The sequence below is a fragment of the Limnovirga soli genome (assembly GCF_013106755.1).
Classification (GTDB): Bacteria; Bacteroidota; Bacteroidia; order Chitinophagales; family Chitinophagaceae; genus Limnovirga; species Limnovirga soli.
The window spans coordinates 52,414-78,425 of sequence record NZ_WHPF01000005.1 but is presented as its reverse complement, the minus strand read 5'-3'; the positions used below and the strand labels follow the sequence as shown (position 1 = coordinate 78,425).

Annotated in this window: 23 protein-coding genes; 14 read left to right on the top strand and 9 right to left on the bottom strand. The window is 38.3% G+C overall.

What is annotated here, in order from left to right:
* Positions 1-41: 41 nt before the first annotated feature.
* The 4 genes from GD597_RS07585 to dusB form a co-directional block, all read right to left on the bottom strand.
* Positions 42-1,217, bottom strand: a complete 1,176-nt coding sequence (locus tag GD597_RS07585) for an N-acetylmuramoyl-L-alanine amidase (protein WP_171607235.1) — start codon at positions 1,215-1,217, stop codon at positions 42-44.
* A gap of 309 nt (positions 1,218-1,526) precedes the next feature.
* Positions 1,527-3,704 carry a DNA helicase RecQ gene (gene recQ / locus GD597_RS07580; protein WP_171607234.1) on the bottom strand — a complete coding sequence of 726 codons (2,178 nt, stop codon included), beginning with the start codon at positions 3,702-3,704 and terminating at the stop codon, positions 1,527-1,529.
* Positions 3,705-3,885: 181 nt separating this feature from the next.
* Positions 3,886-4,536, bottom strand: coding sequence for a DsbA family protein (locus GD597_RS07575; protein ID WP_171607233.1), 651 nt, complete (start codon positions 4,534-4,536; stop codon positions 3,886-3,888).
* A gap of 141 nt (positions 4,537-4,677) precedes the next feature.
* Entirely contained in the window at positions 4,678-5,715 is a 1,038-nt protein-coding gene (gene dusB / locus GD597_RS07570) for a tRNA dihydrouridine synthase DusB (RefSeq protein ID WP_171607232.1), read from the bottom strand.
* Positions 5,716-5,796: 81 nt separating this feature from the next.
* On the opposite strand from dusB, the gene GD597_RS07565 reads away from it, so the two are divergent.
* The 5 genes from GD597_RS07565 to GD597_RS07545 all read left to right on the top strand — a co-directional run bounded on the left by GD597_RS07565 (position 5,797) and on the right by GD597_RS07545 (position 9,994).
* Positions 5,797-6,726 (top strand): CPBP family intramembrane glutamic endopeptidase, encoded by a 930-nt coding sequence (locus GD597_RS07565; protein ID WP_171607231.1) that lies wholly within the window; start codon positions 5,797-5,799, stop codon positions 6,724-6,726.
* Complete coding sequence (locus tag GD597_RS07560) at positions 6,723-6,956, top strand: putative signal transducing protein (RefSeq protein WP_171607230.1); 234 nt, start codon at positions 6,723-6,725, stop codon at positions 6,954-6,956. The genes GD597_RS07565 and GD597_RS07560 overlap by 4 nt, the downstream gene beginning before the upstream one ends.
* Before the next feature lie 56 nt (positions 6,957-7,012).
* A complete protein-coding gene (locus tag GD597_RS07555; RefSeq protein ID WP_171607229.1) occupies positions 7,013-7,891 on the top strand; it encodes a phosphatidate cytidylyltransferase in 879 nt (292 codons plus the stop codon).
* 215 nt (positions 7,892-8,106) lie between these two features.
* Positions 8,107-8,763, top strand: coding sequence for a phosphatidylserine decarboxylase family protein (locus GD597_RS07550; protein WP_171607228.1), 657 nt, complete (start codon positions 8,107-8,109; stop codon positions 8,761-8,763).
* A 40-nt stretch (positions 8,764-8,803) separates the two neighbouring features.
* The gene (locus GD597_RS07545; protein WP_171607227.1) at positions 8,804-9,994 is read left to right on the top strand and encodes a DUF3179 domain-containing (seleno)protein; all 1,191 of its coding nucleotides are present in this window, start codon (positions 8,804-8,806) and stop codon (positions 9,992-9,994) included.
* Here the strand turns inward: GD597_RS07545 and GD597_RS07540 are convergent.
* The 3 genes from GD597_RS07540 to GD597_RS07530 form a co-directional block, all read right to left on the bottom strand.
* Positions 9,981-10,457, bottom strand: a complete 477-nt coding sequence (locus tag GD597_RS07540) for a GAF domain-containing protein (protein ID WP_171607226.1) — start codon at positions 10,455-10,457, stop codon at positions 9,981-9,983. The genes GD597_RS07545 and GD597_RS07540 overlap by 14 nt on opposite strands.
* Positions 10,458-10,654: 197 nt before the next feature.
* Positions 10,655-10,846 carry a hypothetical protein gene (locus GD597_RS07535; protein WP_171607225.1) on the bottom strand — a complete coding sequence of 64 codons (192 nt, stop codon included), beginning with the start codon at positions 10,844-10,846 and terminating at the stop codon, positions 10,655-10,657.
* A 440-nt stretch (positions 10,847-11,286) separates the two neighbouring features.
* Complete coding sequence (locus tag GD597_RS07530; RefSeq protein ID WP_171607224.1) at positions 11,287-11,700, bottom strand: hypothetical protein; 414 nt, start codon at positions 11,698-11,700, stop codon at positions 11,287-11,289.
* Between the two features lie 108 nt (positions 11,701-11,808).
* On the opposite strand from GD597_RS07530, the gene recR reads away from it, so the two are divergent.
* The 9 genes from recR (at position 11,809) to GD597_RS07485 (ending at position 20,385) form a co-directional block, all read left to right on the top strand.
* Positions 11,809-12,426 carry a recombination mediator RecR gene (gene recR, locus GD597_RS07525; protein ID WP_171607223.1) on the top strand — a complete coding sequence of 206 codons (618 nt, stop codon included), beginning with the start codon at positions 11,809-11,811 and terminating at the stop codon, positions 12,424-12,426.
* A gap of 104 nt (positions 12,427-12,530) precedes the next feature.
* Entirely contained in the window at positions 12,531-12,941 is a 411-nt protein-coding gene (locus GD597_RS07520) for an OB-fold protein (protein WP_171607222.1), read from the top strand.
* 19 nt (positions 12,942-12,960) lie between these two features.
* Positions 12,961-13,671 (top strand): c-type cytochrome domain-containing protein, encoded by a 711-nt coding sequence (locus GD597_RS07515; RefSeq protein ID WP_171607221.1) that lies wholly within the window; start codon positions 12,961-12,963, stop codon positions 13,669-13,671.
* A gap of 186 nt (positions 13,672-13,857) precedes the next feature.
* Complete coding sequence (locus GD597_RS07510) at positions 13,858-14,232, top strand: hypothetical protein (RefSeq protein WP_171607220.1); 375 nt, start codon at positions 13,858-13,860, stop codon at positions 14,230-14,232.
* A 24-nt stretch (positions 14,233-14,256) separates the two neighbouring features.
* A complete protein-coding gene (locus tag GD597_RS07505; RefSeq protein ID WP_171607219.1) occupies positions 14,257-14,802 on the top strand; it encodes a YceI family protein in 546 nt (181 codons plus the stop codon).
* 21 nt (positions 14,803-14,823) lie between these two features.
* Complete coding sequence (locus GD597_RS07500) at positions 14,824-15,750, top strand: DUF5777 family beta-barrel protein (RefSeq protein WP_171607218.1); 927 nt, start codon at positions 14,824-14,826, stop codon at positions 15,748-15,750.
* A 402-nt stretch (positions 15,751-16,152) separates the two neighbouring features.
* Complete coding sequence (locus GD597_RS07495; protein WP_171607217.1) at positions 16,153-16,719, top strand: YceI family protein; 567 nt, start codon at positions 16,153-16,155, stop codon at positions 16,717-16,719.
* Positions 16,719-19,619 (top strand): sensor histidine kinase, encoded by a 2,901-nt coding sequence (locus GD597_RS07490; protein ID WP_171607216.1) that lies wholly within the window; start codon positions 16,719-16,721, stop codon positions 19,617-19,619. The genes GD597_RS07495 and GD597_RS07490 overlap by 1 nt, the downstream gene beginning before the upstream one ends.
* Complete coding sequence (locus tag GD597_RS07485; RefSeq protein ID WP_171607215.1) at positions 19,612-20,385, top strand: LytR/AlgR family response regulator transcription factor; 774 nt, start codon at positions 19,612-19,614, stop codon at positions 20,383-20,385. Before GD597_RS07490 ends, GD597_RS07485 begins: the two co-directional genes overlap by 8 nt.
* A 248-nt stretch (positions 20,386-20,633) precedes the next feature.
* On the opposite strand, the gene GD597_RS07480 is transcribed toward GD597_RS07485, so the two are convergent.
* Positions 20,634-23,033 carry a sulfatase-like hydrolase/transferase gene (locus GD597_RS07480; protein ID WP_171607214.1) on the bottom strand — a complete coding sequence of 800 codons (2,400 nt, stop codon included), beginning with the start codon at positions 23,031-23,033 and terminating at the stop codon, positions 20,634-20,636.
* A gap of 490 nt (positions 23,034-23,523) precedes the next feature.
* Positions 23,524-25,992: a sulfatase-like hydrolase/transferase gene (locus GD597_RS07475; RefSeq protein ID WP_171607213.1), complete on the bottom strand. Its 2,469-nt coding sequence runs from the start codon at positions 25,990-25,992 to the stop codon at positions 23,524-23,526.
* Positions 25,993-26,012: the final 20 nt, after the last annotated feature.

Genomic DNA, 26,012 nt, shown 5'->3' with positions numbered 1-26,012 from the left:
GGTTAATTTTTAATTTTAATGGAAATTATTCCGATAGGCTGCTACTGGCATTGCCTTAAAAAGTCAAGAATGCCTTCATATATTTTTACAGCTGTAGTATGTTGAAATTGGGGATTTAAAATATTTTTTTCATCGTCTACATTACTTAAAAATCCAATCTCCAGTAGTGAATTAGGAAAATCTGTTGGCTGGTTTAGTAAAAAATTAAAATTACCTACGTTGCCATAATCAGCCATGCCGGCGGTAAACATTTGCTGCAAAATGCTCATACCCAAGGGCCTGAAACCAATATGTTTATAATAGGTACTACTGCCTTTTACTGTGTCTTCGTCAGAGGAATTCAGGTGCAGACTTATTAAAATATCCGGCTGGGCCTGTTGCAGCCACAACACCCTGTCTGTATTACCAATGGTAGTATCTGTCATCCGGGTCATAATCACATCCTCAACCCCTTTGGAGCATAAATATTTCTCCAGTTCTCTGGCAAATTCTATAGTAATTTTTTTCTCGGCAATTTTAGATTTTACACCTGCAGCACCTGTATTGGTGCCTCCATGACCGGCGTCAATGGCAATGCGCAGGTTTTGAATAGCCAATACTTCCGGCTGTCTTTTTACCATTACCACCAATCTGCCATTTATATAATGAATGGTATATCCCCAGTGCTGGTGATGTTTTAATTCAATGGTTACCCGCACCACATCATCTTCGGCTTGTACAAAATAAATATTGCCAATTTCCTGTAGGGTAGATGTTACCTGCGTAATCCAGTTGGTATTAGATTGAACCCCATATAATTCAATTACAATTCTCGATGGATTTATTTCCATCCAGCTTTTATAGGGCAGCCGTTCATCCATTGTAATAAAAAGCGAATCATATTTGGCGTCACCGCCAATAGCACGCCAGCGGTTGGTAAGATAAAATGGTTTGGGTACAAATGCCGAGTCCCTTGTTACATCGGCTTTGGCAATATAGGCAGTATGATATTTAGACAATTGTATTTGATACCGTTCTTTTACCGAGTCAATAATTTTTAACACAACGCCGGTATCAATATAGCCCATTTTGGCGCCGCCCAATCTATCCTCGCCCAAACCGTAAGCAATTTCGGGTAATTTACCTCCCGACCTCCCATACCAATAGGGTTTGGTCGTATCCTGTGCGCATAACGATGTGACACAAATGGCCATGAACCAAACAAGTATCCATTTCATGGCGTGAAGATAATACAGTAAAAACAAATGGTGTTACCAGCAGGTCATTCACCTAGTAAGCTTTACTTGCCACGCTCGGTTCAGGGTTCCCCCTTCGTGGCGGCAATGCAATACAGTTGTTATGGGCGTGTCCATTGCATTTTTGTGGCCTTATTTTTAAAAGCGTTGGTAGTTTGGTAGGTGTAATTATTATGATCAATTCACAATCAATACCTGATTGCTTAGCTGCAATAAGTTATGCCGTACAAGAGTGCGACGCAAGTAAAGTTGCCTATTGTACTAAAGGCCCGGCTAATTATTATCTTTTGCTTATAAGGTTTGCTTTTCCAGTGCAGTAATTACCATTTTTATTTCGCCATAATCGTGGTATAGTGGTAAATTTTCTTTTAATAAACGCAGGCTTGAAGTGCCATATTGGGCAATAGCCTGTTTTATTTCCAGTTGCTTTTTTTGGCTTACCAAATCATTTATATCCAGCTCGCCAAAGGTTATGTAGGCGCACAAATGTGTTTCTATGGTTTGTAAAGAAAGGCCCCTTATAGCAGCAATATCTTTTACCGCATTGCCCTGCCTGAAAAGGTTATAGGTTGTACGCATAGTTTCAGTTGGCTTGCGGTTTATATGGGGTGTTTTGGGTTTGCTTTCTTTTTTGGGTTCTTTTAAATGTATGCGGGTTGGTATGGCTTGTTGTATACAATAATCCTGCACCATATTTAAAAATGGCATGCCATATTTTTCTATTTTAAAGGCGCCAAAACCAGAGATTTTTGGAAGATCGGATTTGGTAATGGGCAGGTAGGTGGCCAGGTCTAATAAACTACTATCGCTAAAAATAATATAGGCCGGCACATTTTCTTCGTGCGCAATACTGTTGCGTAATTTTTTTAGTGCTTCAAACAACAACTGTTCATATGGGTGTTGCTGATAAATAACCGGCTCTTTGGCAATAACCACCTGCACCGGTGCTGTTAGAAACACTTTTTCTTTCTGGTATAAAACGCCATGGCTTTTTGCTGTTAGCTGTAACACAGGGTATTCAGCATCGCTTGTTTGTAAATAGCCAAAATGCAAGAGCTCTTTTATATAATGCAGCCATTCTTCTTTGGGCAGGTCTTTACCAATGCCATAAACCGTTAACTGTTTATGTTCGTTGCGTATTTTCTCGTTATTGCTGCCGCGCAAAATATCTGCCACATAGCGTATACCAAAAGCCTGGTTTAACCGGGCAACTGTACTTAAAATTTTTTGGGCAATAATGGTAGCTTCTTTTAAATCTGGTTTGTTTAAACAGGTATCGCAGCTGCCGCAAAAGTCTGGTGCTTCTTCTCCAAAATAGTTTAAAAGGTATTTACGCCTGCAGGTTTTTATTTCGCAAAGCCGGCTCATTTTATCCAGCTTTTGCAACATTATTTTAGATTGGTTTTCGTTGCCCTCTACTTTGGCAAAGCTTTTTAGTTTTAGCACATCGCCGGCGCTGTAATATAATATGGCCTCGCTATTTAGTCCATCCCTGCCGGCACGGCCGGTTTCCTGATAATAGCCTTCAATGTTTTTTGGTAAATCGGCATGTACCACAAAACGTACATTGCTTTTGTTTATACCCATACCAAAGGCAATGGTAGCCACCATTATATTAATATCGTCGCGTAAAAATTGTTCCTGCCTTTCTTCGCGAATGCTTTTATCCAGACCGGCATGATAGGCAGCCGCATTAAAGCCATCATCAATAAGCTCCTTTGCCAGTTCTTCGGTACCATTGCGGCTAAGGCAATAAATTATACCACTATCAGTTTTGTGTTGGTCAAGGTATTTACGCAGGTCTGTATAAAAGTTTTTCTTTGGTTTTATATAATAAGCAATATTGGGCCGGTTAAAGCTGTTTTCAAAAAGACGGTATTGGGTAAACTGTAGTTTATCAATAATATCGTTACGGGTAAGTTCATCCGCCGTGGCTGTTAATGCCAGGGTGGGAATATTAGTAAAATGTTTTTTTAGTTCTCCAAGTACCAGGTATTCGGGTCTGAAATCGTGGCCCCATTGCGAAATACAATGCGCCTCATCTATTGCAAATAGCGATACCTGTATTTCTTTTAAAAAATGAATAAACTGTATTTCGTTGCCCAATAAACGTTCTGGCGCCAGATACAATAGTTTAAGCTGATTATTACGCAGTTGCTGCATAATATAAACCTGCTCGCTTTGGCTTTGGGTACTGTTTAAAAATGCTGCAGCTATGCCATTTACTTTTAAGGCATCTACCTGATCTTTCATCAGGGCTATTAGTGGACTAACCACTATAGTTACACCAGGTAAACAAAGTGCGGGTACCTGGTAACATAAACTTTTGCCACCGCCGGTGGGCATTAGTACAATAGCATCTTTGCCATTAAGGATATGTTCAATAATGGCTTGCTGGTTATGCCTAAAGCTGGCATAGCCAAATACAGATTGCAGAATAAGTTGCGGGTTAGCGGTAGCAGTACTCATGAAATTTTAAAAAATAGATATCTTTTTTGGATTGAAACCTGCTACAAAATAAATGTATGTTCTACTAATATGGTTTAAATTTTGTACCCGGCTGTAGTATTGCTATTAAGCTTGGTTGCGTCGCACACTTCGGCGCTTTGTTTGCTATTTGGCAGGGTCTGCTGCTTAATGTAATACACCATTAAGCAGTTATTTCGGCTAATACATTTTGTATGCGTAGCTGCAAAGTTTCAGCATCAGTAAAGCCATTGGCTACCAGGTAAAATTTATTATCCGTTGCCTGTATTAAAACTGCCGGATAACCATTTACCCTTAATTGTTTTACCAGCGAAAACTCGTAATAAGCTTTTTCTTTATAGGCCTCACTGTGTAGTTTTTTATAAAAAGAGATGGGGTCTATGGTATATTTTTCAAGTAAATGGCGGTAGGCTTCATCATCTGTTAGGTCGCGGCCTTCGAAATGTAATGCATATTGTACATCGGCAGCAAATCCTATGGCATCATCGGGATATAATTCCTTAAAAACGCATAGGGCTATAGCCGGTTTTTCTGAATTGGGAAACCAATCGCTTTTATCGGGGTTAAGAATATGCCATAAATAATCCTGGCCAAACTGAATACCGGTATATTCTTCTACGCGTTTATAGGCATCTTTAATATAGCCTGCTGTAGCACTAATATGTACCGGTGCTTCGGGTAAAATCATACCGCCGGATAATACTTCAGTTTGTAACTGTGTACTAAATTGGGCTGCAATTTTTTTTATTACCGGACTAAAGCCATAACACCAGCCACAATAGGCATCATAGCAATAGATTAAAAGTGGTTTCATGTGTTTGTTTGTTTTATTGGCCGTGGGTAGTATGGTTAAATAGTAACAGTTGTTTTGTTGCCATAAAACCGGAACGTACAAGTGTGCGACGCAAGCGGCGATTAACCAATGATTTGCCGCCGGGCACCAAAAAATTAAAGCTTAAATGGCACAATGCTCGTGATAATTTTCCAGCACAATGGGTGTTTGTTCTATTTCTACGCCCTGGTAATGGGTAAGCACTTCGTTTAGTACTTCTTCTACCTCGGGCACAGTTTTTAGTGTAACCAGACGGTTGCGGTATTCTTTTATTCCGGGTAGGCCTTTTAGGTAATTGGCGTAGTGTCGGCGCATTTCGTTTATACCTGCGATGGGGCCTTTCCACTCAAAAGACTTGTGCAGGTGTTTTTTGGCAACGGCTACTCTTTCTTCTAATGTGGGTGCGGCGGGCATTACGCCATGTTGAATATAATGTTTAATCTCGCGGAAAATCCAGGGGTAGCCAATAGCAGCACGACCAATCATAATTCCATCTACCCCATATCGGTTTTTATATTCCAATGCTTTTTGCGGACTATCAATATCGCCGTTACCAAAAATGGGAATATGGATGCGTGGATTGTTTTTTACTTTGGCAATCAGTGTCCAATCGGCCTGGCCTTTATACATTTGTGCACGTGTACGGCCATGTATAGCAAGTGCTTTTATACCTATATCCTGCAGTCGTTCGGCTACTTCCTCAATGTTCTTACTGTCTTCATCCCATCCGAGACGTGTTTTAACGGTAACGGGCAGGCGGGTAGCTTTAACCACGGCATCGGTTAATCGCACCATCAGGTCAATATCTTTTAAAACGCCGGCACCTGCGCCCTTGCAGGCTACTTTTTTTACGGGGCAACCAAAATTAATATCTAATAAATCGGGGTTGGTAACGTCAACAATTTTTGCAGCCATTGCCAGACTATCCTCGTCGCCTCCAAAAATTTGAATACCAATTGGGCGTTCATAATCGAAAATATCCAGTTTTTGCTCGCTTTTGATGGCATGGCGTATAAGGCCTTCGCTGCTGATGAACTCGGTGTACATCAGGTCGGCACCATTATCCTTACAAACGGCACGAAATGGTGGATCGCTTACATCCTCCATTGGAGCCAGTAATAAAGGAAAATCAGGCAGTTCAATTGTATCAATCTTTACCATTACTCAATAGCCGTTTACCAAAAAAATACTTGTTTACAATAAAAGAGTTGCAAATTTACACTCTTATTTTAAGAAAAGCATATGATGCAGGAGCAAAGATTCAATGCTGTAAGCCGTTTTGCGATATTATTAAGTTTGTGCGGGCTGGGAATTATCATCAGTTCCATCGCAACAGGCGTTATTGGAAATACGGTATTGCATGTTGATATTCAACACTTAGCCGATGAATTGATGAAGCCAGCGAATACCGAAATTTCACGCATTTTACAAATACTTACCAGTTTTTTTATCATGGCCATGCCTGCACTTGCTATGGGTAAAATAGCAGGTTTTGAGCCCATGACTCAAATGGGTTTTAGAACAAAAGGTAATATTGTACAATTAGGTATGGTTACTATTATTGTTGCAGCCAGCCTTTTATTGGGCGGGGCGCTGGCAGAATTAAACAGCATGATACCCATACCCGTAAATGCCGAAACCTATTTTAAAGGACTGGAAGATGCCTACAACAAACAGGTAATGAGTATGGCCAATATGCACAATGCAGCAGATTATTTTTATTCGCTGATTGTTTTAGTATTGGTACCCTCCATATTTGAGGAAATGCTTTTCAGGGGTACACTGCAACCTATTATGATTGATATGGTTAAAAAGCCATTTTGGGGTATTTTTCTAACGGGTGTATTGTTTAGCCTGATGCATGTCTCCTATTATGGATTCCTTTTCAGACTTTGTTTGGGGATGACACTGGGGTATTTATATTATTACAGTAAAAACATGTGGATGCCTATTGCAGCGCATTTTTTAAACAACGCTTATACATTAACCGTTATTTATGCGCTAAGCAGCTCAGGTAAATTAACCCCCGAAGCTATTAGCGACACATACCCTTTATATTATGGTATTATTGGTGCTGTAATAATGTATGCCTTATTTAAACTGTATAAAAAAGAATGCGACAGGGTATTGGTAACCACCATAACTGAAAACAACATAAATACAAGTATATGAGCGGATGGCAAATGATATTTAAAAGCAGCAGTTTTGCAGATGCCAGTATTTATAAAGGCATGCTGGAAGATAATAATATTGAGGTGGTATCTATGAATAAAATGGATAGCAGTTATCTTACTTTCGGTTATATAGAATTATATGTGCATCCAGATAATGCTGCCCAGGCCAAAACTTTGCTGGATGCTGCTGCTTCAGGCATTTCAGCAACCAATGATGATGAGGTATAAATTTTTTGCCAGCATTATTAACTTGCAAATAATTGTATTAACAATAAATCCTGCCAATGGCGTTTAATTTTCAAACATTTAAGACCCGTGCATTAACTGCTATTGTTTTTGTAGCGGTAATGCTTTGTGGATTATTAATCAATCACTGGACATTTTTATTGCTTTTTTCCATCATCCATTTTGGTTGCTGGATAGAATACCAGCGATTGGTAGGTTTAATTGATGCCGACTATAAAACCATTAATTTATTTCATAAGTATGGTGTTATGCTTTTAGGCTGGGGCTTTATGTTATGGATGACCAACAAGGCCTATACTATTGGCAGTATTTCAGTTAGCGAAGTAGGTTGGTGGCTTATGCTGGTAACAGCTATTGGCCTGCCGGTAAGCGAAGTGTTATTAAGCAGACAGCTTAGTACAAAATCAATCGGCCATTCCATTATAGGGCTGCTCTATATTTCATTAGCATGGGGTTGTATGATTGGCTTACGAAATGTAGGGATGGCTTTTAAAGGCACCATGTTATTTTTTGATTTTGGCTGGGCAATACCCATCACCCTTATTGCCTCTATTTGGATAAACGATACCATGGCCTATATTGTAGGCTCATTTATTGGTAAAACACCATTCTCAAAAATCTCCCCAAAAAAAACCTGGGAGGGCACAGCCGGCGGCGCCATTCTGGCCATTGCTACCGTAAGTTTGTTAGGGTATTTTGTATTTGAAATGCAGGATTATGTATCACTTATCGTAATCTCTTCTCTGGGTGCAATAGTAGGTACAACCGGCGATTTATTGGAAAGCAAATTAAAAAGGCTGGCCAATGTAAAAGATAGCGGTCAAATTATGCCCGGCCACGGTGGTTTTCTCGACAGGTTCGATTCCTTATTACTGGCCACTCCATTTGTTTGGGTATATGTCATCTGGTTTTTGTAAACCTGCACCCCTCTACTTACATACAGCAATATGTTGAGCCCGGCTTTGGTAATTAATTGCCAGCCCGGTTGCGTCGCACTCTTCAGGGTTCTGTTCGCTATTGGGCTAAAGGCAAAACAGGCAAAGATGCCGGCTACCTGCTAAAATTATTCCCATTCTAACACTGCTTTGCACCTTCTATGTCTTAGCCTATATTTGCCATTCAAATTTATTGCATGACAATTCATAGAGAAGGATATCAATCCATTGGCATCGGTGCTTTACTGTTTGGAATAATTAATATTGTTTCCTTTAATTTTTTAAGTGCTGCCATGCCCTGGCTGGCAGTAGCAATTTTTATTGTAACCTTATTTGTGTTTCTGTTTCTCATTTCTTTTTTTAGAATTCCCAACAGAAAATTAACCATTAACGATAACCAGATTATTTGCCCCGCAGATGGTAAAGTGGTAGTAATTGAAGAAATTACCGATGTTGAATACTTTAACGATAAAAGGGTGCAGGTAAGCATTTTTATGAGCCCCGCCAATGTGCATGTTAACCGCAACCCTATTAACGGTGTAGTAAAATATAGCCAATACCATAAGGGCAAATATCTGGTAGCCTGGCATCCTAAATCTTCAACTGAAAATGAAAGGCATAGTGTGGTATTAGAAAATGCCAAAGGCACGATATTGGTAAAACAAATTGCAGGCGCACTGGCCAAAAGAATATGTAACTATCTAAAAGTAGGTACAGAAGTAAAGCAATGTAACGAAATGGGTTTTATAAAATTTGGCAGTAGGGTAGATGTATTGCTGCCGTTAGGAACCACTATTAATGTACAACTTAATCAGGTAGTGCAAGGTGGCGTTACTGTATTGGCTACTTTTTAAGTGAATTTTTTTACTGTTATCTTATAAAAAATAACCTGTTATGAAAAAATCACTCCTCTGGCTTGGGTTAATTTTATTGGTTGCGGTAGAAATATTGCGGGTGTATTTTATTATGCCATTTCCCGGTAGTCAGCAAGCCAATACTATTGATATTGCCTATTTTTTAGACCAGTACATCTGGTATATCCGTATTATTTTATGGTTGCTTTTAGTTATACCACTGGTAATTGTAATACCCAATAGCAGCAAATTAAGCAAAGCATTGCTTCTCATTTTTTTTGTAGTGTATGTGGGCATATTTTATGCCTTTAATTTTAAATTTCTGGCCGATAAAATGTTTTATCAGCCCACCAACAAAAACCTTGTTGGCATTGCCGAAAATAAGGTTGATCCCGATAAATTAGTCATAGGCATAGCCATAAATGGTCAGGCCAAAGCATACCCCATTGAAATAATCGGGTACCATCACCAGGTACAGGATACCATTGCCGGCATACCTGTTATGGTTACTTATTGTACCGTTTGCAGAACCGGACGTGTATTTAGCCCCATGGTAAACGGAAAAAAGGAGGAGTTCAGGTTAGTTGGCATGGATCATTTTAATGCCATGTTTGAAGATGCTAGTACCAAAAGCTGGTGGCGGCAGTCTACCGGCGAAGCCATCACAGGCGCATTAAAGGGCACAAAACTTAGCGAATTTCCTTCTCGACAATCCACATTAGCGGCATGGCTACGTGTATATCCTGATTCAAAAATTTTGCAGCCCGATAGTTTATATACCAAAGAATACGACAGCCTTGCCGGTTACGATAAAGGCATATTGAATAGCAGTCTGGAAAAAAGAGATACAGGATCCTGGAAAATGAAATCATGGGTGGTAGGGGTAACGGCACAGGGTATTTCTAGGGCTTACGACTGGAATGATCTGGTGCAGGCCAAAATAATAGAAGATAATATTAATCAACAGCCGGTTTTAATAACTATAGAAAAAGATACTGCTACTTTTCATGTGTGGAGCAGGATGGTAAATAATCAGCCTTTGACGTTTGCTATAATAAAAGATACTCTTACAGATTATACCACACAATCTAAATGGAACAATGATGGTATTTGTATTAGCGGGCCATTAAAGGGGCAAAGCTTACAAGCCCTTCCTGCTTCTCAGGAGTTCTGGCATTCCTGGCTTGCTTTTCAGCCTGCTACGCAAAAATATATAGCTAAGAAAAATTAACCAGATTAACTATCTGTTCAAGGTATTGTTGGTCTATAGTATCAAAACTGTTTAGTGATGAACTGTCCACATCAAGCACTGCTACTACTTCGTTATTGCGCAGTACAGGTACTACAATTTCACTTTTAGATAAACTGCTACAGGCAATATGGCCGGGAAACTGTTCTACATCTGGTACAATTAAGGTGGTGGCCTGTGCCCAGCTGCTACCGCAAACGCCACGGCCTTTACGAATACGTGTACATGCTACCGGCCCCTGAAAAGGGCCTAACACCAACTCTTCATTTTTTACGATATAAAACCCTATCCAAAACCAACCAAATTGCTCTTTTAAGGCGGCTACGGTATTGGCCATATTGGCAACCAAATCTGGTTCGCCCTGCAGTAATGCTGCAATTTGGGGTATCAGGGTTTTGTATTGTTCTTCCTTAGTTCCCAGAATAATGTGTAAATCCTCTGCCATATAAATAGTTTGGCCCTAAAGATACTAATTAACAAAATGTGCTTATTGTTGCCAGGCGTGCAACAGTACAAGTGAGTGACACAACGATGCCAGGCCTTAGTACAAAGCCTGTAAACAAGTACAACTATTTAGTAAAAAGAACAGGAAATGGTTAAACAAAACCAAATAAAATTGATGTGGCAGTAAAAGGCTAATTGTTACACTATCATTTTTAGCAGCACCAGACTAAGTATGGAATAGTACACAACAGAGAAAAGTAATAAATTTCTTCTGCTAATATGCCTTGGGCTTAATTTGGGTGGGTATTGTTTACCTGTGTTTGATTTGTAAAATGTTACATGCGAAAAACTATTGGCATGCAAAGCATTTAAAAATGAATTGGCTTTCATATACGGCAATTTGGGTACAATAAAAAGTATGGCAATCGTTAAAAATCTAATAGCTCTCGCTTAATTCTACTGTATGCAATTTACGTATTAATTGTTTGTTTAACGATAAAAAATATTATGATTCTTATCAACAGCAAATGCAAGCCAGATAAGCGTTTAAAGCTAACAATTGTTATTGTCGCAGGCTATTGCTAATCAATTAATTCTCAATGAAATTCTGTTTTATAAAAGCCATTTGATTTGCCTTGTCAAAAAGTGAGTGAAAAGAAAAACATGACGGGAATTAGTATTTTAAACATTTTACTATTTGTAAGGCGGTATATTTTTTTTAATAAAATGGGCTTTTTTGTGGGCCGGGCTAATAAAAATGCCCGGCATCCGTTGCGTCGCACACTGCAGGGTTCGGTAAAGAGCCAGTCAATTTGGACACTCATGTATAATTAGCGGTGCTGTTGCTGCAAAATGCTATCTACTGCTTTTTTAATGTTTACATGGAAAACTTCCTCCTTCATCGCAACTGTTGTATCGTTGGTGCTGCAATAAATGTCCACTGAATCCTGCGTAATTTGTCGGATATCGATATGGGTAATTTTTTCCTGTGCAATGTTGATTTTACCAAAGGCGTTCAAGTTAATCTTAATCTCTCCCTTATCAGTAGCCACAAATAAATCTGGTGATGCCTTATAGTAGCTAAATAAATTCTTTTTTCGAATGGTGTAGATGTCTTTACTGTATAGTATTTCTCCACTGTTATCCAATAGAAAGCAGCTGTTAAACACCACACCGCAGATGAATATGAGTACTAAAAGGGCGAATCGATAAATAGCTAAGCGCAAAGTGATAATGGTTGCCATATTTTTTATTGCTGCACTAATATAAGAAATACAGTATATGCCAAACTACCCGCTACAGGGTATTAGCTTTTAGTAAAGCACAAACATCTCTGGCATATATTTGCATGTATGCAATTACCATCTTTACTACTTGAAAATGCTGTAAATGAATTTGCCAAGCTGCCCGGTATTGGAAAGAAAACAGCATTGCGTATGGTATTACACCTGTTAAAGCAGGATACAGAAATTGTAACGCATTTTAGTGAAACCATTGCCAAAATGCGTAAAGAGGTAAAGTTTTGCCGCCGTTGCCACAATATAAGCGATGGCGATTTTTGCGCAATTTGTGCCAATAGTGCCCGCAACCAGCAAATGATTTGCGTAGTAGAAAATTTGCGAGATGTTATTGCCATTGAAAGTACACAGCAGTTTAATGGTACCTATCATATTTTGGGGGGCATTATCTCTCCTTTGGATGGTATTGGGCCAGATCAATTGAATATTTCATCCCTTATCCATAGAATTGAAACCGAATCAATCAGCGAGTTGATATTTGCCCTAAGCCCAAATATTCAGGGCGATACCACCATTTATTATATTCAAAAAAAGCTGCAGAACACACCATGTACGGTAACCACCATTGCCAGGGGTATTGCATTTGGAGGTGAACTGGAATACGCCGATGAAATGACGCTGGCCCGAAGTTTGGCCAACAGGTTACCGGTGCAGCAGTATGTTAAATCATAGTTCTAACCCCATCTTTTACCGGTTTAGCGGTATTTTTTGCCGTCTCGGTTTAGTACAGTTGTACAATCCTCAAAACTGGCATTATTTTGTCATACAATATAATTATGAAATCTAAAAAGAAAATAGCACTTATAGTAGTTCTGGCCACAATATTATTTGGTAGTATTTATGGCTATTATATGTGGAATAAACCTGCCAGAAATGTAGCTGGTGAAAAGGGGCTGGAGATTACCGCTATTGCTATTTTCGATTCTTTTAACCTAAGCGAACAAAGAGCTAATGCCCTTTATCTCAATAAAGCTATTCAGGTTACCGGCGAGGTAACCGAAACCAAACAAAATCAGGCGGGTGAAACCGTTGTTTACTTAAAATCAAACGATCCTCTATTTGGCGTGAATTGTACATTTAAAGAAAACCCTGGCACAATTGCTAAAGGCAGTACTATTACTTTTAAAGGTGTTTGTACCGGCTTTTTAAGCGATGTTATTATCAACCAGGGCATCATTGTTAAGTAACCGTTTTAAAATTCATGTCATGAAAAAGCCAATTATGCTGATTGCATTAGTTGCAGGTTTGTTTTTTGCCTGTAAACACCAAGTAGTAAATCCTGATGATTCCGGAAGCGGAGGAGGAAATAATAACGGAGGAGGAACCGACACTACAGGAACCGGTGGTGGTACAGGAGGTAGTTCTTTGGTATGTTTTGAAGGTGATATTTTACCTCTATTTCAAAGTGGCTGTGCTATTAGTGGTTGCCATGATAGTAAAACAAAAGCTGAGGGTTATGTATTTGACACTTATGCCAATATCACAAAAAAGGGCGTAAAGCCAGGTAACCCCGATGCAAGTAAGATTTTGCAGGTAATTAAATCAGGAGAAATGCCCCCCAAAGGATATACTGATTTTACTGCCGACCAAATTAGCCTGATTAGTAAATGGATAGAGGAAGGAGCTCAAAACACAACTAATTGTGCAGGTTGTGATAGTGCTGTTTTTTCATATAGTGGTGCTGTTGCGCCAATAATGACAACAAATTGTACAGGCTGCCATTCGGGTACCAATGCAAGTGGCGGAATAAATCTATCAACTTATGCTGGTGTTAAAACTGTAGCATTGAATGGCCGTTTAATGGGTGCAATTAACAAAGCACCAGGTTATATTGCAATGCCCCCATCTGGTACATTAAGTGATTGTAATATACAACAATTGCAAAAATGGATTGATGCCGGAACGCCCAACAATTAATAACATAATTTGAAGTAGCGATATGATGGGCTATGACTTTGATAATCACTAAATTTGTAATAACTAATGCGCTTATGCAAAACCTGAGTTAAGATATTTTAACTACTTTGTAAAAGACAAATCCAAACAAATTTTCTTCAACCATAAATATTTCAATCCGACTTGTTCATTAAATAAAATTAAAAAATGAAAAAGATTTCAGTAATTGGGCTCCTCACTTTTATTTCACTTATATTCTTTAATAGCTGCTATTACGATAAAGCCGATGTGGTTTATCCGGCAGTTACCTGCGATACAACTACCGTTAGATTAAGCGTTGAACTGGAAAATATTATGGCAGCATCATGCTATAGCTGCCATAGCGGTACTGCCGATTTGGGTGGTGGAATTGTACTTACAGATTATGCAACTATAAAAGATTATGCAGATTTTGGCATATTAATGTCGTGCTTAATACAAGACGGCTCAACATCTGCCATGCCTAAAGGTGGCGCCAAGTTGTCTGACTGTGAAATAAATAAATTTAGTGCCTGGGTTAACAGAGGCGCTCCACAAAATTAAATTTCAATCTTAAAATAAATGTTTATGAAAGCAATAGCAATATTAGTTTGCCTTTTTGTTACAACACATGTAATGGCACAGGATTATATTACCCGAAATGGTAGTATTTCTATCTATTCGCATACCGAAATGGAAGATATTAAAGGCAATAACAATGAAGTAGTTAGCCTGTTAAATAGCACTACCGGTACATTTGATTTTAAAGTAGCTATTAAAAGCTTCCATTTCCCAAAACAAGCCATGGAAGATCATTTTAACGATGAAAACTATATGGAAACCGATAAGTTTCCTAAAGCGGGTTTTTCTGGTAAAATAACTGATATTTCGGCTGTAAACTTTGCTAAAGATGGATCTTATAATGTGGTGGTTAGTGGTAATTTAACTATTAAAGATGTTACCAAACCAGTAACTGCAAAAGGCGTAATTACCATAAAAGGTGGTAAGTTAAATGCACAATCAGTATTTAACGTAAATAGAAAGGAATATAAAATTATGGGCCAGTCTTTTGTACAAAGCAAATTATCCGATAATATTCAAATTACTGTTAATTGCGATTTCGAAAAAAGATAATCAACCCCAAAAAAATAGACCATGATAAATAAAAAATTCATCGTTTCCATCCTAACTGCTCTTTTAGTTGGGCATACCTATGCGCAAAACGTAGACCTTGATTCTTTGCTGGATGCTGAAATGAAAAACAAAACTAAAAGTGCTACACAACGCACCGAAGCTACATTTACCACCAGCCGTTTAATTAATTCTCATACACTGGAAACAACGCAGGCCGGCGTATTAGATTTTAAGGTATCGCACCGTTTTGGTACGCTTAACCAGGGCTTTTATAATATTTTTGGGTTTGATTATGCTTCTATGCTTATTGGTGCAGATTATGGTATAACCAACCGCCTTACTGTAGGTGGTGGAAGAAGTACATTTGAAAAACAATACAATGGCTTTTTAAAATACAGGTTGTTATGGCAATCTTCAGGCAAAACAAATGTGCCGCTTTCTGTAACCCTGTTGGCAGGTGTTATGTATGCTACTGATACTGCTGCTGTAAAAAGAAATTTAGGCATTACAGTAAAACCTCGTGCCAGCGATAAAACAAGTTATGTATATCAGGCGCTTATAGGTCGTAAGTTTGGAAACGGCTTTTCTTTACAGGTTATGCCTACCATGGTACATTATAATACAGTTGCCACCAGCAATATACCCAACGATTTATACTCAATTGGAGCAGGGGTAAGAATAAAAATTACCAAAATGACCAGCCTTACCGCCGAATACTATTATCAATTGCCCGATAGTAAAATGCCTGGTACATACAACTCATTATCTGTAGGGTACGAAATTGAAACCGGTGGTCACGTATTTCAGTTTCAGTTAAGTAACAGTACCGGTATGACGGAAAGAACATTTATAAACGAAACCACCAATAGTTGGGGCGATGGTGGCATTCATTTTGGCTTTAATATAGCCAGGGTATTTACCATTGTAAAGCCAAAAACTACCCCTTAATATGGGGCAAAATTTCTCAACTATCTAGGTAGTTTAGGTAGTTAATTTGGGAGCCGGCAGTTGAATATAAATAATGCTTTACTTGCCACGCTCGGTTCATCGTTCTACGCTTTGGGCATCATATAAAAAACACCGGTATTACGTGTTAATGTATACCGGTATTTTTTTGCAGAAAAAGCGAATGGAATTAACCATTTAACCTCTTTTATAACAATATTGCCGCCATAAATGAGGAACGGTGCAGTGAGTGACATAAGCGGCGATGCCAATGGTTATACAGCCGGGTACAAATGCAATGAATTTTTAACGATTGAAGTTGATTAACATCAGCTTATAATGCCTTTTTATGCATTGTTTTATACAGGTAAATATGTTATGTTTGAGCATACTTAAACAGGTATAATGCATTACAGGCATAAAATATCAATTACAACCTTACTTGTGTTTCTAATTACAGGCTTAACTGTTGTTGGGCAAAATAATGCCATTTTTCAAACAACCAACGGTTTGGTAACTTTTAGGTCTGAGGCACCAATGGAATTAATTAAAGGCACATCAAACCAATTAGTGGGTTTTTTAGATAACAATAAAAGGGTATTTACATTCAAAATAAATGTGCGCACATTTGAAGGTTTTAATAGCCCCTTGCAACGCATACATTTTCATGAAAATTATGTTGAGGCAGAGAAATACCCTGAGGCATATTTTAAGGGTAAGTTGATTGAAGATCAGGATCTTACACAGGATGGCATTTATGAAATAAGGGCAAAAGGAGTTTTTACATTACATGGTTTATCTAACGAAAGGATTTTAAAAACAGAAGTTACGGTTAAAAATAAAAAACTGTATATCAAAGCTAAGTTTACCATATTACTAAGTGATTATAACATACCTATTCCCAGGGTAGTATATGAAAAATTAACTGATGAGATTAAAGTAGAAGTAAATGCAATTTTGCAACCCCGATAATGGTTAAATGCTGTGTATATATTATTGTATTTTTTTTAAGTATTGTAACTGCCTTTTCTCAGTCGGCAGGAAGCAAAATATACACTTTACTGGCAGATAATTCTCAAAGCATTATACAAATAAATACCCTTTGCCAGCTGAGCTCAGGTTATATAATGGTAGGCGCATCAAATGGTTTATACCGGTTTGATGGTATTAATTTTTTTAAGATAAACAAAGCAGCCGGGGTAGCTGATGATGTAACAGCTATTTGTGAGATTAGTGCAAAAGAAACCCTGATTGGTTATAAAGATGGCAGCATTGCTATACTAAGGCAAAACAATAAAATTGAGGCTTTTAACTTACAGGAAGGTTTCCCCAAAGTTGCTATAAATAAAATTATTGTAGATAAAAGTGGTATAATCTGGTTTGCCACTGCGGGAGAAGGAATATATTTTTATAAGCAAAAAATTTTATATCAAATTAGCCAGGAAGATGGTTTAACGGATAACTATATTTACGATATAAGCTTACTGCCGGGTAATAATGTACTTGTTTCTACTGACCATGGCATTAATTTTTGCAGTGCCGACCTAAGGCATAAATTCATAAAATCATTTACCTCTAAAAATGGGTTGCCCGATAATATTGTAAAATCCATTTACCCGGTAAATAATAATAATTTTTGGATTGGCATGCAGGATGGTGGCGTAACCATGTATAATAACTTCTCTGATAGTTTGGGGAAGCCGGGTGCCTGGTTATATGGTGAAGTTAATGATATGCTGGGCATTGGTTCAAAAGCCTATATTGGAACAGATGAGAATGGGATTATTCAAGTTAGGTACGACGATGTAAACAATACTATTTATGTTGAAAAGCAAACCCTGCAAATTAAAAAGGTAAGTTGTTTATTACGGGATAAAGAAGGCAATATATGGGCCGGAGGAAATAATCAGCTATTGCGTATGGTAGGCAATGAGCTACAGTATTTGTTTTCCTTTAATACAATTGCACCCGAAGATCTTCATATGTTGTTTTACGACCAAAGTGGTACATTATGGTTTAATAAAAGAAATAAACTGTTTAATGCCATCCTACAACCTGATGGTAGTTGGCAACAGCAGGAAAGTATTATACCACTTATAAGTCAGCAATCTGATATTACTTCCATGTATCAGGATAAATATGGGATGATTTGGGTTGGCACCATGGGTAGTGGGATAATATTACTTGATCCCAACACAGGTAAAACCAGGGTGCTTAAAGAGTATCCCACCTTAATAAACAGCAGCATATTGTCTATTTCAGGAAAAGAAAATACTGTTTGGATAGCCAGTTTAGAAGGTGCAATTGAATGCCGGATAAAAGAAAATACAACTGATTCGCCCGGTGAGGAAACATACAGTTTTACCAATTTTGCCGAAGATAAAAATCTGGGCAGTAAATATGTATATGATATTTTTACCGACAGCCATAACAGGGTATGGTTTGCAACAGATGGCAAAGGGACCATTGTGTTGGAAAACAATGTTTTTAAACCCGTAAAAGGTTTATTGGAAAGTGATGTGATATATAAGATTGTAGAAGATAAACAAGGTAATTTATGGTTTAATACTTTTAATAAAGGCTTGGTTAGATATGATGGAAAGCATTTTACAGTTTTTTCAATTCAACAAGGGCTTACCGATTTAAATATTACCTCCTTAATTGTTTCAGGTGATTATTTATTGGCAGCACATAAAAAAAGTATAGATATTATAAATACCATTACCGGAACAATTAGTTATCTCAACGAAGAACAGGGCTTATCCAATATCAACTCAGATTTTAATACGTTTACCAGGGGCAGGGTACAGGATATTTATTTCTCCAACGAATTCTCGGTATATAAATATCAGCCCGGCTATCAGTTACAACAAAAGCCATCTATTGTAATTGATAAAGTGCAATTATTTTTAACCGATACATTGGTTCAAAACGGTCATGTATTTTCTTCGGATGCCAATAATATAAGTTTCTATTTTACCGGCCTTTTTTACGAGCAGCCAGAGAAAATTCAATACCAATATAAACTGGAAGGGTACGATAAAGACTGGGTAATTACCAAAGACCATATGAAAAACTTTCCCCGCCTGCCCAGTGGAACATATACATTTAAAATAAGGGTATCACTTAATCAGAATTTTAGTAGTGCGCCAGAGGCTTCCTTTGTATTTACCATTGAAGAACCTTATTGGCAACAGCTTTGGTTTATATTACTTGTGTTGGTGCTTGTAATAAGTATTTTATTTCTTATTATAAAGCAAAGGGAGTGGTCAATAGAAAAACTCAACAATCTGGAAAAGCAAAAAATTCAATCGCAGCTGGAAACTTTGCGTAATCAAATAAATCCTCACTTTCTGTTTAATAGTTTTAATACCCTCATTTCCGAAATAGAAGAAAACCCCGAAAGGGCAGTTGTTTATGTAGAGCATTTATCCGATTTCTACCGCAGCATCGTATTACAAAAGGATAAAAATCTTATTAGCCTTGAGGAGGAAATAGACATTTTAAAAAACTATTTATTTATACAACAAAAACGTTTTGGTCAGGCTTTATTAATAAGTATACAACTTACTGAAAACCAACAAAAAAGCTTCTATATTGTACCACTTGCGTTACAACTTTTATTTGAAAATGCGGTAAAACATAATGTGGTTTCACTTGAACATCCCTTGCATATAGAGTTGTTTATAAATGAAGAGCAACAATTGGTAATACGTAATAATATCCGCGAAAAATTTACTCCCGAGAAAGGCAGCCATACTGGCTTATTAAATATTCAGAGGCGATACCAGCTATTAAGCGGCAAATCGGTTACCATTGAAAATGATACTGTTTATTTCACTGTTAAAATCCCCTTGTTAGACCATGAATAAAATCAGGATACTCATCATCGAAGATGAAGAAGCCGCATCAAAACGATTGCAAAAAATGATTGCCGAGCTAATGCCCGAAGCCATTATAATTAATGCCATTGATAGTATTGAAACCGCCGTAAAATGGTTTAATACCTATCCGCAGCCAAACCTCATATTTGCCGATATTCATTTGGCAGATGGTTCCAGCTTTGAAATTTTTAAGCAGGTACAAATAGACTGTCCTATTATTTTTACTACAGCTTACGATCAATACGCCTTACAGGCATTTGAACTAAACAGTATTCATTACCTGCTTAAGCCAGTTAAAAAAGATGATCTTACCAAAGCCATAGAAAGGTTTAATAAATTGTATGCCAATACACAAACACCTGCACAGGATATTTCTAAGGTGTTATCTGCTTTAAGCAAGCAGCCTACCACTTATAAAGAGCGTTTTGTAATAAGGTTTGGCGAACATATTAAAACCATAGAAACCCACGATATTGCTTATTTCTATACCGAAAATAAAGCCAATTTTGCTGTACTAAAAGATGGTAAAAGATACCCAATTGATAATAATCTTGACGAGTTGGATCACCTTATTAACCCTAAAATGTTTTTTAGAATTAACCGGCAGTTTATTATCAGTTATCCCAGTATTGCCGAAATGGTAAGTTATTCAAAAGCCAGGGTGCTTATTAAATTAAATCCACCATCTAAGTACGAAACCATTGTAAGTACAGAGCGTTCTCCACAGTTTAAGCAATGGTTAGCAGGTGAATAAAAAAGCACAACAGCGAACAGAAACCCCAAGAGTGCGACGCAAGTAATGCCTAATCTATGTTTTACAGCATGGCCCAAAAAATACAAGTTTGTTGGCCGGCAGTTGAATAACTATTTAGCTTTACTTGCCACGCTCGGTTCAAAGTTCCTCTTTCATGGCATCATTAAATACATGGCTTATTGGTTAAGCATTAAAATATAAAACCCCGCTAACAGGCGGGGTTTTTAGTAGTCAGATATTTTAGAATTTTAATGGGCAACAAGAAATTGTACCCTTTGCTTTTCATTGTTATTATTTACTTCCACATAATAAACACCAGCTGCAGCATTACCCACATTAAAGCTAAAATTGTTACTGCCTTTAATAGCATTTACTGTGTTGGTAAGTATGGCTTTACCAGTAATGTCGTACACAGTAATATTAGCTTTATTGTTACTGTTGCTTAAATATTGTACTGTAACCAAATTGTTAGCCGGGTTTGGATATACAGCAATTGCACCTGCTTTTTCTGTAGCACTATTTAAATTGTTGCCATTGATATTACTGCCTGCAAAACAGGTTTTGGTAACTTTTACTCCGGTAGATTGTTTATTGCAATTACTGCTATTGGTTACCACTACATAATAGGTGCCAATACTGGTAGCGGTATATTGTATGCCGGTAGCACCGCTAATTAGGGTACTGCCTTTTTTCCATTGGTAAGTTAAGCCTGCACCACTGTTGGCTTCCAATAAAACTGAGCCTGAGGCACAAATATTTAAATTACCTAATGCAGTTATGGTAGCTGTAGGTCTACTGGCCGTTGAAACAGTAGTTTTAGCCGAAAATGCGCTGCAACCCTCTGCTGTAGTTTCTTTTACCGAATAACTGCCTGCCTGTGTAACTATTAGGGTAGCACTGGTAGCTCCGGTAATGGCAACCCCATTTTTATACCATTGAAAACTGGCTACATTATCGCTGTTTGCCGATAATACAATACTGCTGCCAGAGCAAACCGTTGCAGTTATACCCTGATTAATTACTGGCATAATCCCATTTTCATCCACAAGTCCATTGCAGTTATTGTCTATGCCATCGCATATTTCAATGGCATTGGGGCTAATGGTTGCCAGGCTATCGTTACAATCTACATTGTTGGTAACATAACCAATGGGCTGATAACAACCTTTAAACTGGCTGATGGTTCCGCCAAACCCGTCACCATCTTTATCTGCATAATATAAAACTGAATCGCAGGCAGGTGGTAAGGATTGTATATATCCGTTGATTCTTATATTTCTTAAAGAGTCAAGTGCCGAAACAAATTCGGGAATGATGGCCAGGTTATTATACTCATTGGGGTCGTTAAGTCTATCGTACAGTTCCTCACCATATGGCCCCCAGTAATTATAATGATACTCATTTGTGTATATGCCTTCTGCCTTTGTAACCAGCGGAAATGATGCCCCTGGCCTGGTTTGGGTATATGCTGCTTTTTTCCAGGGTTGGTTTGGATTATGCAGTAATCTTACAAAACCAGACCCCTCCATATTGGCAGGGGTGGGTAGTTTACACAATTCCGTTAGCGTGGGGTAAACATCAACCAACTCAACAATATTATTACAAATGGCAGCAGGCTTGCCTGGTGCACAAACAATTAGGGGCACTTGCATAGACTCGTTAAACAAAGAATTTTTATACCACATACCACCATGTTCCCCTAAATGTTGCCCATGATCGCTTACAAAAACAACTACAGTGCTATCCCACATGTTTTTACTATCCAGTGCATCAAGCAAAATGCCCAGATTTTTATCCAGTATCGATACTTCGCCATAATAGGCTTGCACTGTACTTCTCCATTCACTATCCGAAACGGGAATGGTACTGTTTAGGAAAAAAGCCGCTGCGGGAATATCATCCCTGTCGTTAGCAGGGGTGTTTGGCAGTAGTATATTTTGTGCACTATTTCCCAATACGGTGCTGGCACTATGCCAGTAAAGTAAGTTTTCTAAAGTGTCTGACTTACCATATAAATTCCAATAAGTAAGGTTAGGTGTAAACGGACTATGTGTAGACGTTAACCCAATGGCCATAAAACGAGGCTGTTCATAGGGTACATTTAAAGAGGCCACCAGCCTTGTTGCCATTAAAGAATCGGGGTTGGTAAAGTTTTCATCTTTAAGAATGCCCCATAGATCTGTTTTATCCTGTGGCGTGGTAATACTGCCAGCATTGGCATCAAAGTCTGAGGTATCGGTATAATTCTCGGCAAAATCCCAGTTAAACTCATACTCAAACTGGCCATGGTATATTTTGCCATAACGTTCGGTACGGTAACCAAAAGAGTGAAAATAATCCTGTAAGTATTGCACATTATTGGGCACCTGCTTTTTGGGATCGGTAGCATTGGAAAATATTTTGGTTTTATCCGGCCGCCAGCCCGACATCATTGATACCCTGGAAGGGTTGCAAATAGCAAACTGGCAATAAGCTTTGGTAAAAGCGGTGCCGTGCTGTAATAATCGCTGCAGGTTAGGTGTAAGTACTGCAGGGCTACCCAGATAATCTACTTTATTATTCATGTCATCAGCATAAATAAGTAATACATTATTTCTTTTTACAGGTGCCTGTGCCTTTACCAGCGTAAATGGTATGCATGCCAGCATACAATACAGAATAAGAGAATTGTAAAAAAATTGCTTTGTAAAAGGGTATTTCTTTTTTTGTGTTAGGCAGGTTACGGCGGGCTGTTGAATGTATAAACAGCTCTGTTGTAGAGTTGAGTGAATCATGAAAAAAAATTGGAGGGTAATTGAAATTGTTTCGGATTAATTTGAAAGTTTTCTTAATTGTTTCTTTGTTTTTTCATGCATGCCGTTTTAATTGTTAGGGAATAAATTTTATAGCGGAAGTTCCATTTTTTTTAATAGCAGCCAATATTAAAATACCAGCTATTAATGGTTATGGCAGCTTTACTTGCGTCGCAATCCTTTCATCTGTATAACCATTTGCAGCAGATAATACATTGAAAAATGATAGTTGCCAGTTGTTGTTGAACAGTATTACTGCCGTACAAGTGTGCGACGCAAGTAAAGTTGCTGCTTTTGTTAAGTTTGGCTCAAACAAATAGCAATTAATTAGGTACGCCTGCAATACTTATCGTTCTACCGTAAATTTAATTCTTTGTGTGGCCTTATTATTCAAAAGTTCCAGGTAATACATGCCGCTAACCAAATGCCCCAATTGTAACATAATACTGTTGTTTCCCTTAACTGCCAGCTCGGTTGACGTGTATACCTGCTTACCTGTAATATCGTATACAGTTAATTTTATTTTACCATTATATTCACTGTAAAAACTGGTAACAACCTTACCCGTTGTTGGGTTTGGAAACAGAGACAGTTTTGCAGCATTTATTTGTGCCAGATTTAAAGACTGGGTAGCATTAGCAATAGGTGCAAAGCAGCTTTTGGTAACTTTTGTGCCCTTGGATTGTTTGATGCAATTATTACTGTTTGTTACCACCACATAATAGGTGCCAATACTGGAAACCGTTAGCTGGGCATTTGTGGCACCTGGTATATTGGTGGTTCCTTTTTTCCATTGGTAGCTAAGCCCTGCGCCGGTGTTTGCCTGTAATGTAACCGAGCCTGTTGCACAAATATCTAAACTGCCTAATGCTGTAATGTTTGCAGCCGGATTTTTTACCGTACTAACAGCAGTTACTGCCGATGTATCTGAACAATTAAATGTGTTGGTTTCACTTACAGTATAATTACCGCTTTTGGTAATGCTAAGCTGGGCCGTGGTGGCACCTGCAATAAGTACACCGTTTTTATACCATTGATATGTTATGCCTGTACCGGTATTTGCTGTAAGTACCAAACTGCTGCCTGAACAAAGTTTAACACTGCCCGCAGGTGCTATAGATGCTAAAAAACCAATACAAGGATCTCCAGCTGTGCATATCCCGGAAGAATCAGGGTATATAGCAGGGTTGGAGTCATCACAATCACCCCCGTTTATACTATAGCCCAATGGTTGATAACAACCTTTAAATATGCTGTCGGTATTGCCAAACCCATCACCATCATTATCCTGATAATATACAACAGAATCGCAGGGTGGCGGTAAGGCATTTTGCCAGCCGCCCGTATAAACTGAGCGCATATATTCCAGCGCCGATGTATAATTGGAGTTGCCTGCCAGATTTGTATATTCTTTGGGGTCGTTTATTCTATCGTATAATTCCTCGCCCTTGCTTTCCCAATTGTTATAGTGGTATTGATTGGTAATTACCGCACCCGCTTTTAAAACCAAATAAGAAGGAGGGGTTTTTAGTTGTGCGAAGGCGGCGGTTTTCCATGTTTGTGTGGGGTTATCCATTAATCTAACCAAACTGGTACCTTCTAAATTTTTTGGAGTAGGTAGTTTGCAAAGCTCAGTAAGTGTTGGGTAAACATCTACTTCTTCCACTAACTTATCGCAAATAGCCGCAGTTTTACCGGGTGCATATACTGCAAGTGGAACATGTAATGATTCGTAGAATAAAGTGTTTTTAAGCCATAGGCCTTCATGTTCACCAAGTTGCTGTCCATGGTCGCTTACAAAAATAATTACGGTATTACTCCATAGATTGTCACGATCCATCTCGTCTAAAAGCATGCCCAGGTGTTTATCCATTCGGCTAACTTCACCATAATAAGCCTGAACAGTTTTTTGCCATTCAGAATCTGATTTAGGTACAGTATGGCCGGCAAAAAAAGCAATCGAAGGTACATCTGCCCTATCATTCGCTGGTGTAGATGGTATTGCTATATTGGCTGAGCTGTTACCCATGATGGTAGAAGTACCGCCATAAACCGGTATGTTAACCTTTGTGTTTGAATCGCCATATAAATTCCAAAAATCAATAGTGGGTGTAAATGGGTTGTGGGTAGTAAGTCCTAATGCAAAAAACCTGGGTTGTGAAGAGGGTTGCTTTATGCTATTAATTAAGTTCACCACTAAAGTATAATCGCCGTTTGTGGTATCATTGGTAGGGTCTATACCCCAGGTGCCAGCTACTTCTCCACCTGAATTAGCGGGTGCAGCAATGGCAGATTCATCCCCATTATGTTGAAAGGCAGCATTGCCACCACCTTCTGAATAGTCCCAGTTAAATTGGTATTCATAAGCGCCGTGGTAAATTTTGCCATATCGTTCGGTTCTGTAGCCAAAGCTGTGGAAATAATCCTGCAAATAATTAGCACCAGCCGGAACAAATTGCAGGGGATCCTGCCCATTGCCAAGAACTTTAGTTTTGTCTGGGCGCCAGCCGGTCATGATTGAACTTCTGGAAGGATTACACAATGGAAACTGACAATAGGCATTGGTAAAAGCCGTACTCTTACTAATTAATCTTTGCAAATTGGGAGTTAATACCTGCGGGTAGCCTAAATAATTAGTTTTATCGGCCATATCATCCAATGAAATAAAAATTACATTATACCTGCTACCCGTATTTTGTGCTTTTGCATAGCTAACTGCAACACCATTAACCAATAAAAGGCAAACTGCTATTTTGAGTAAGAATGATTTATGGCTATTCTTTATAAACCTGGTGTTATTACCATACGTTTTCATAATTAAATGCTTTATATAGA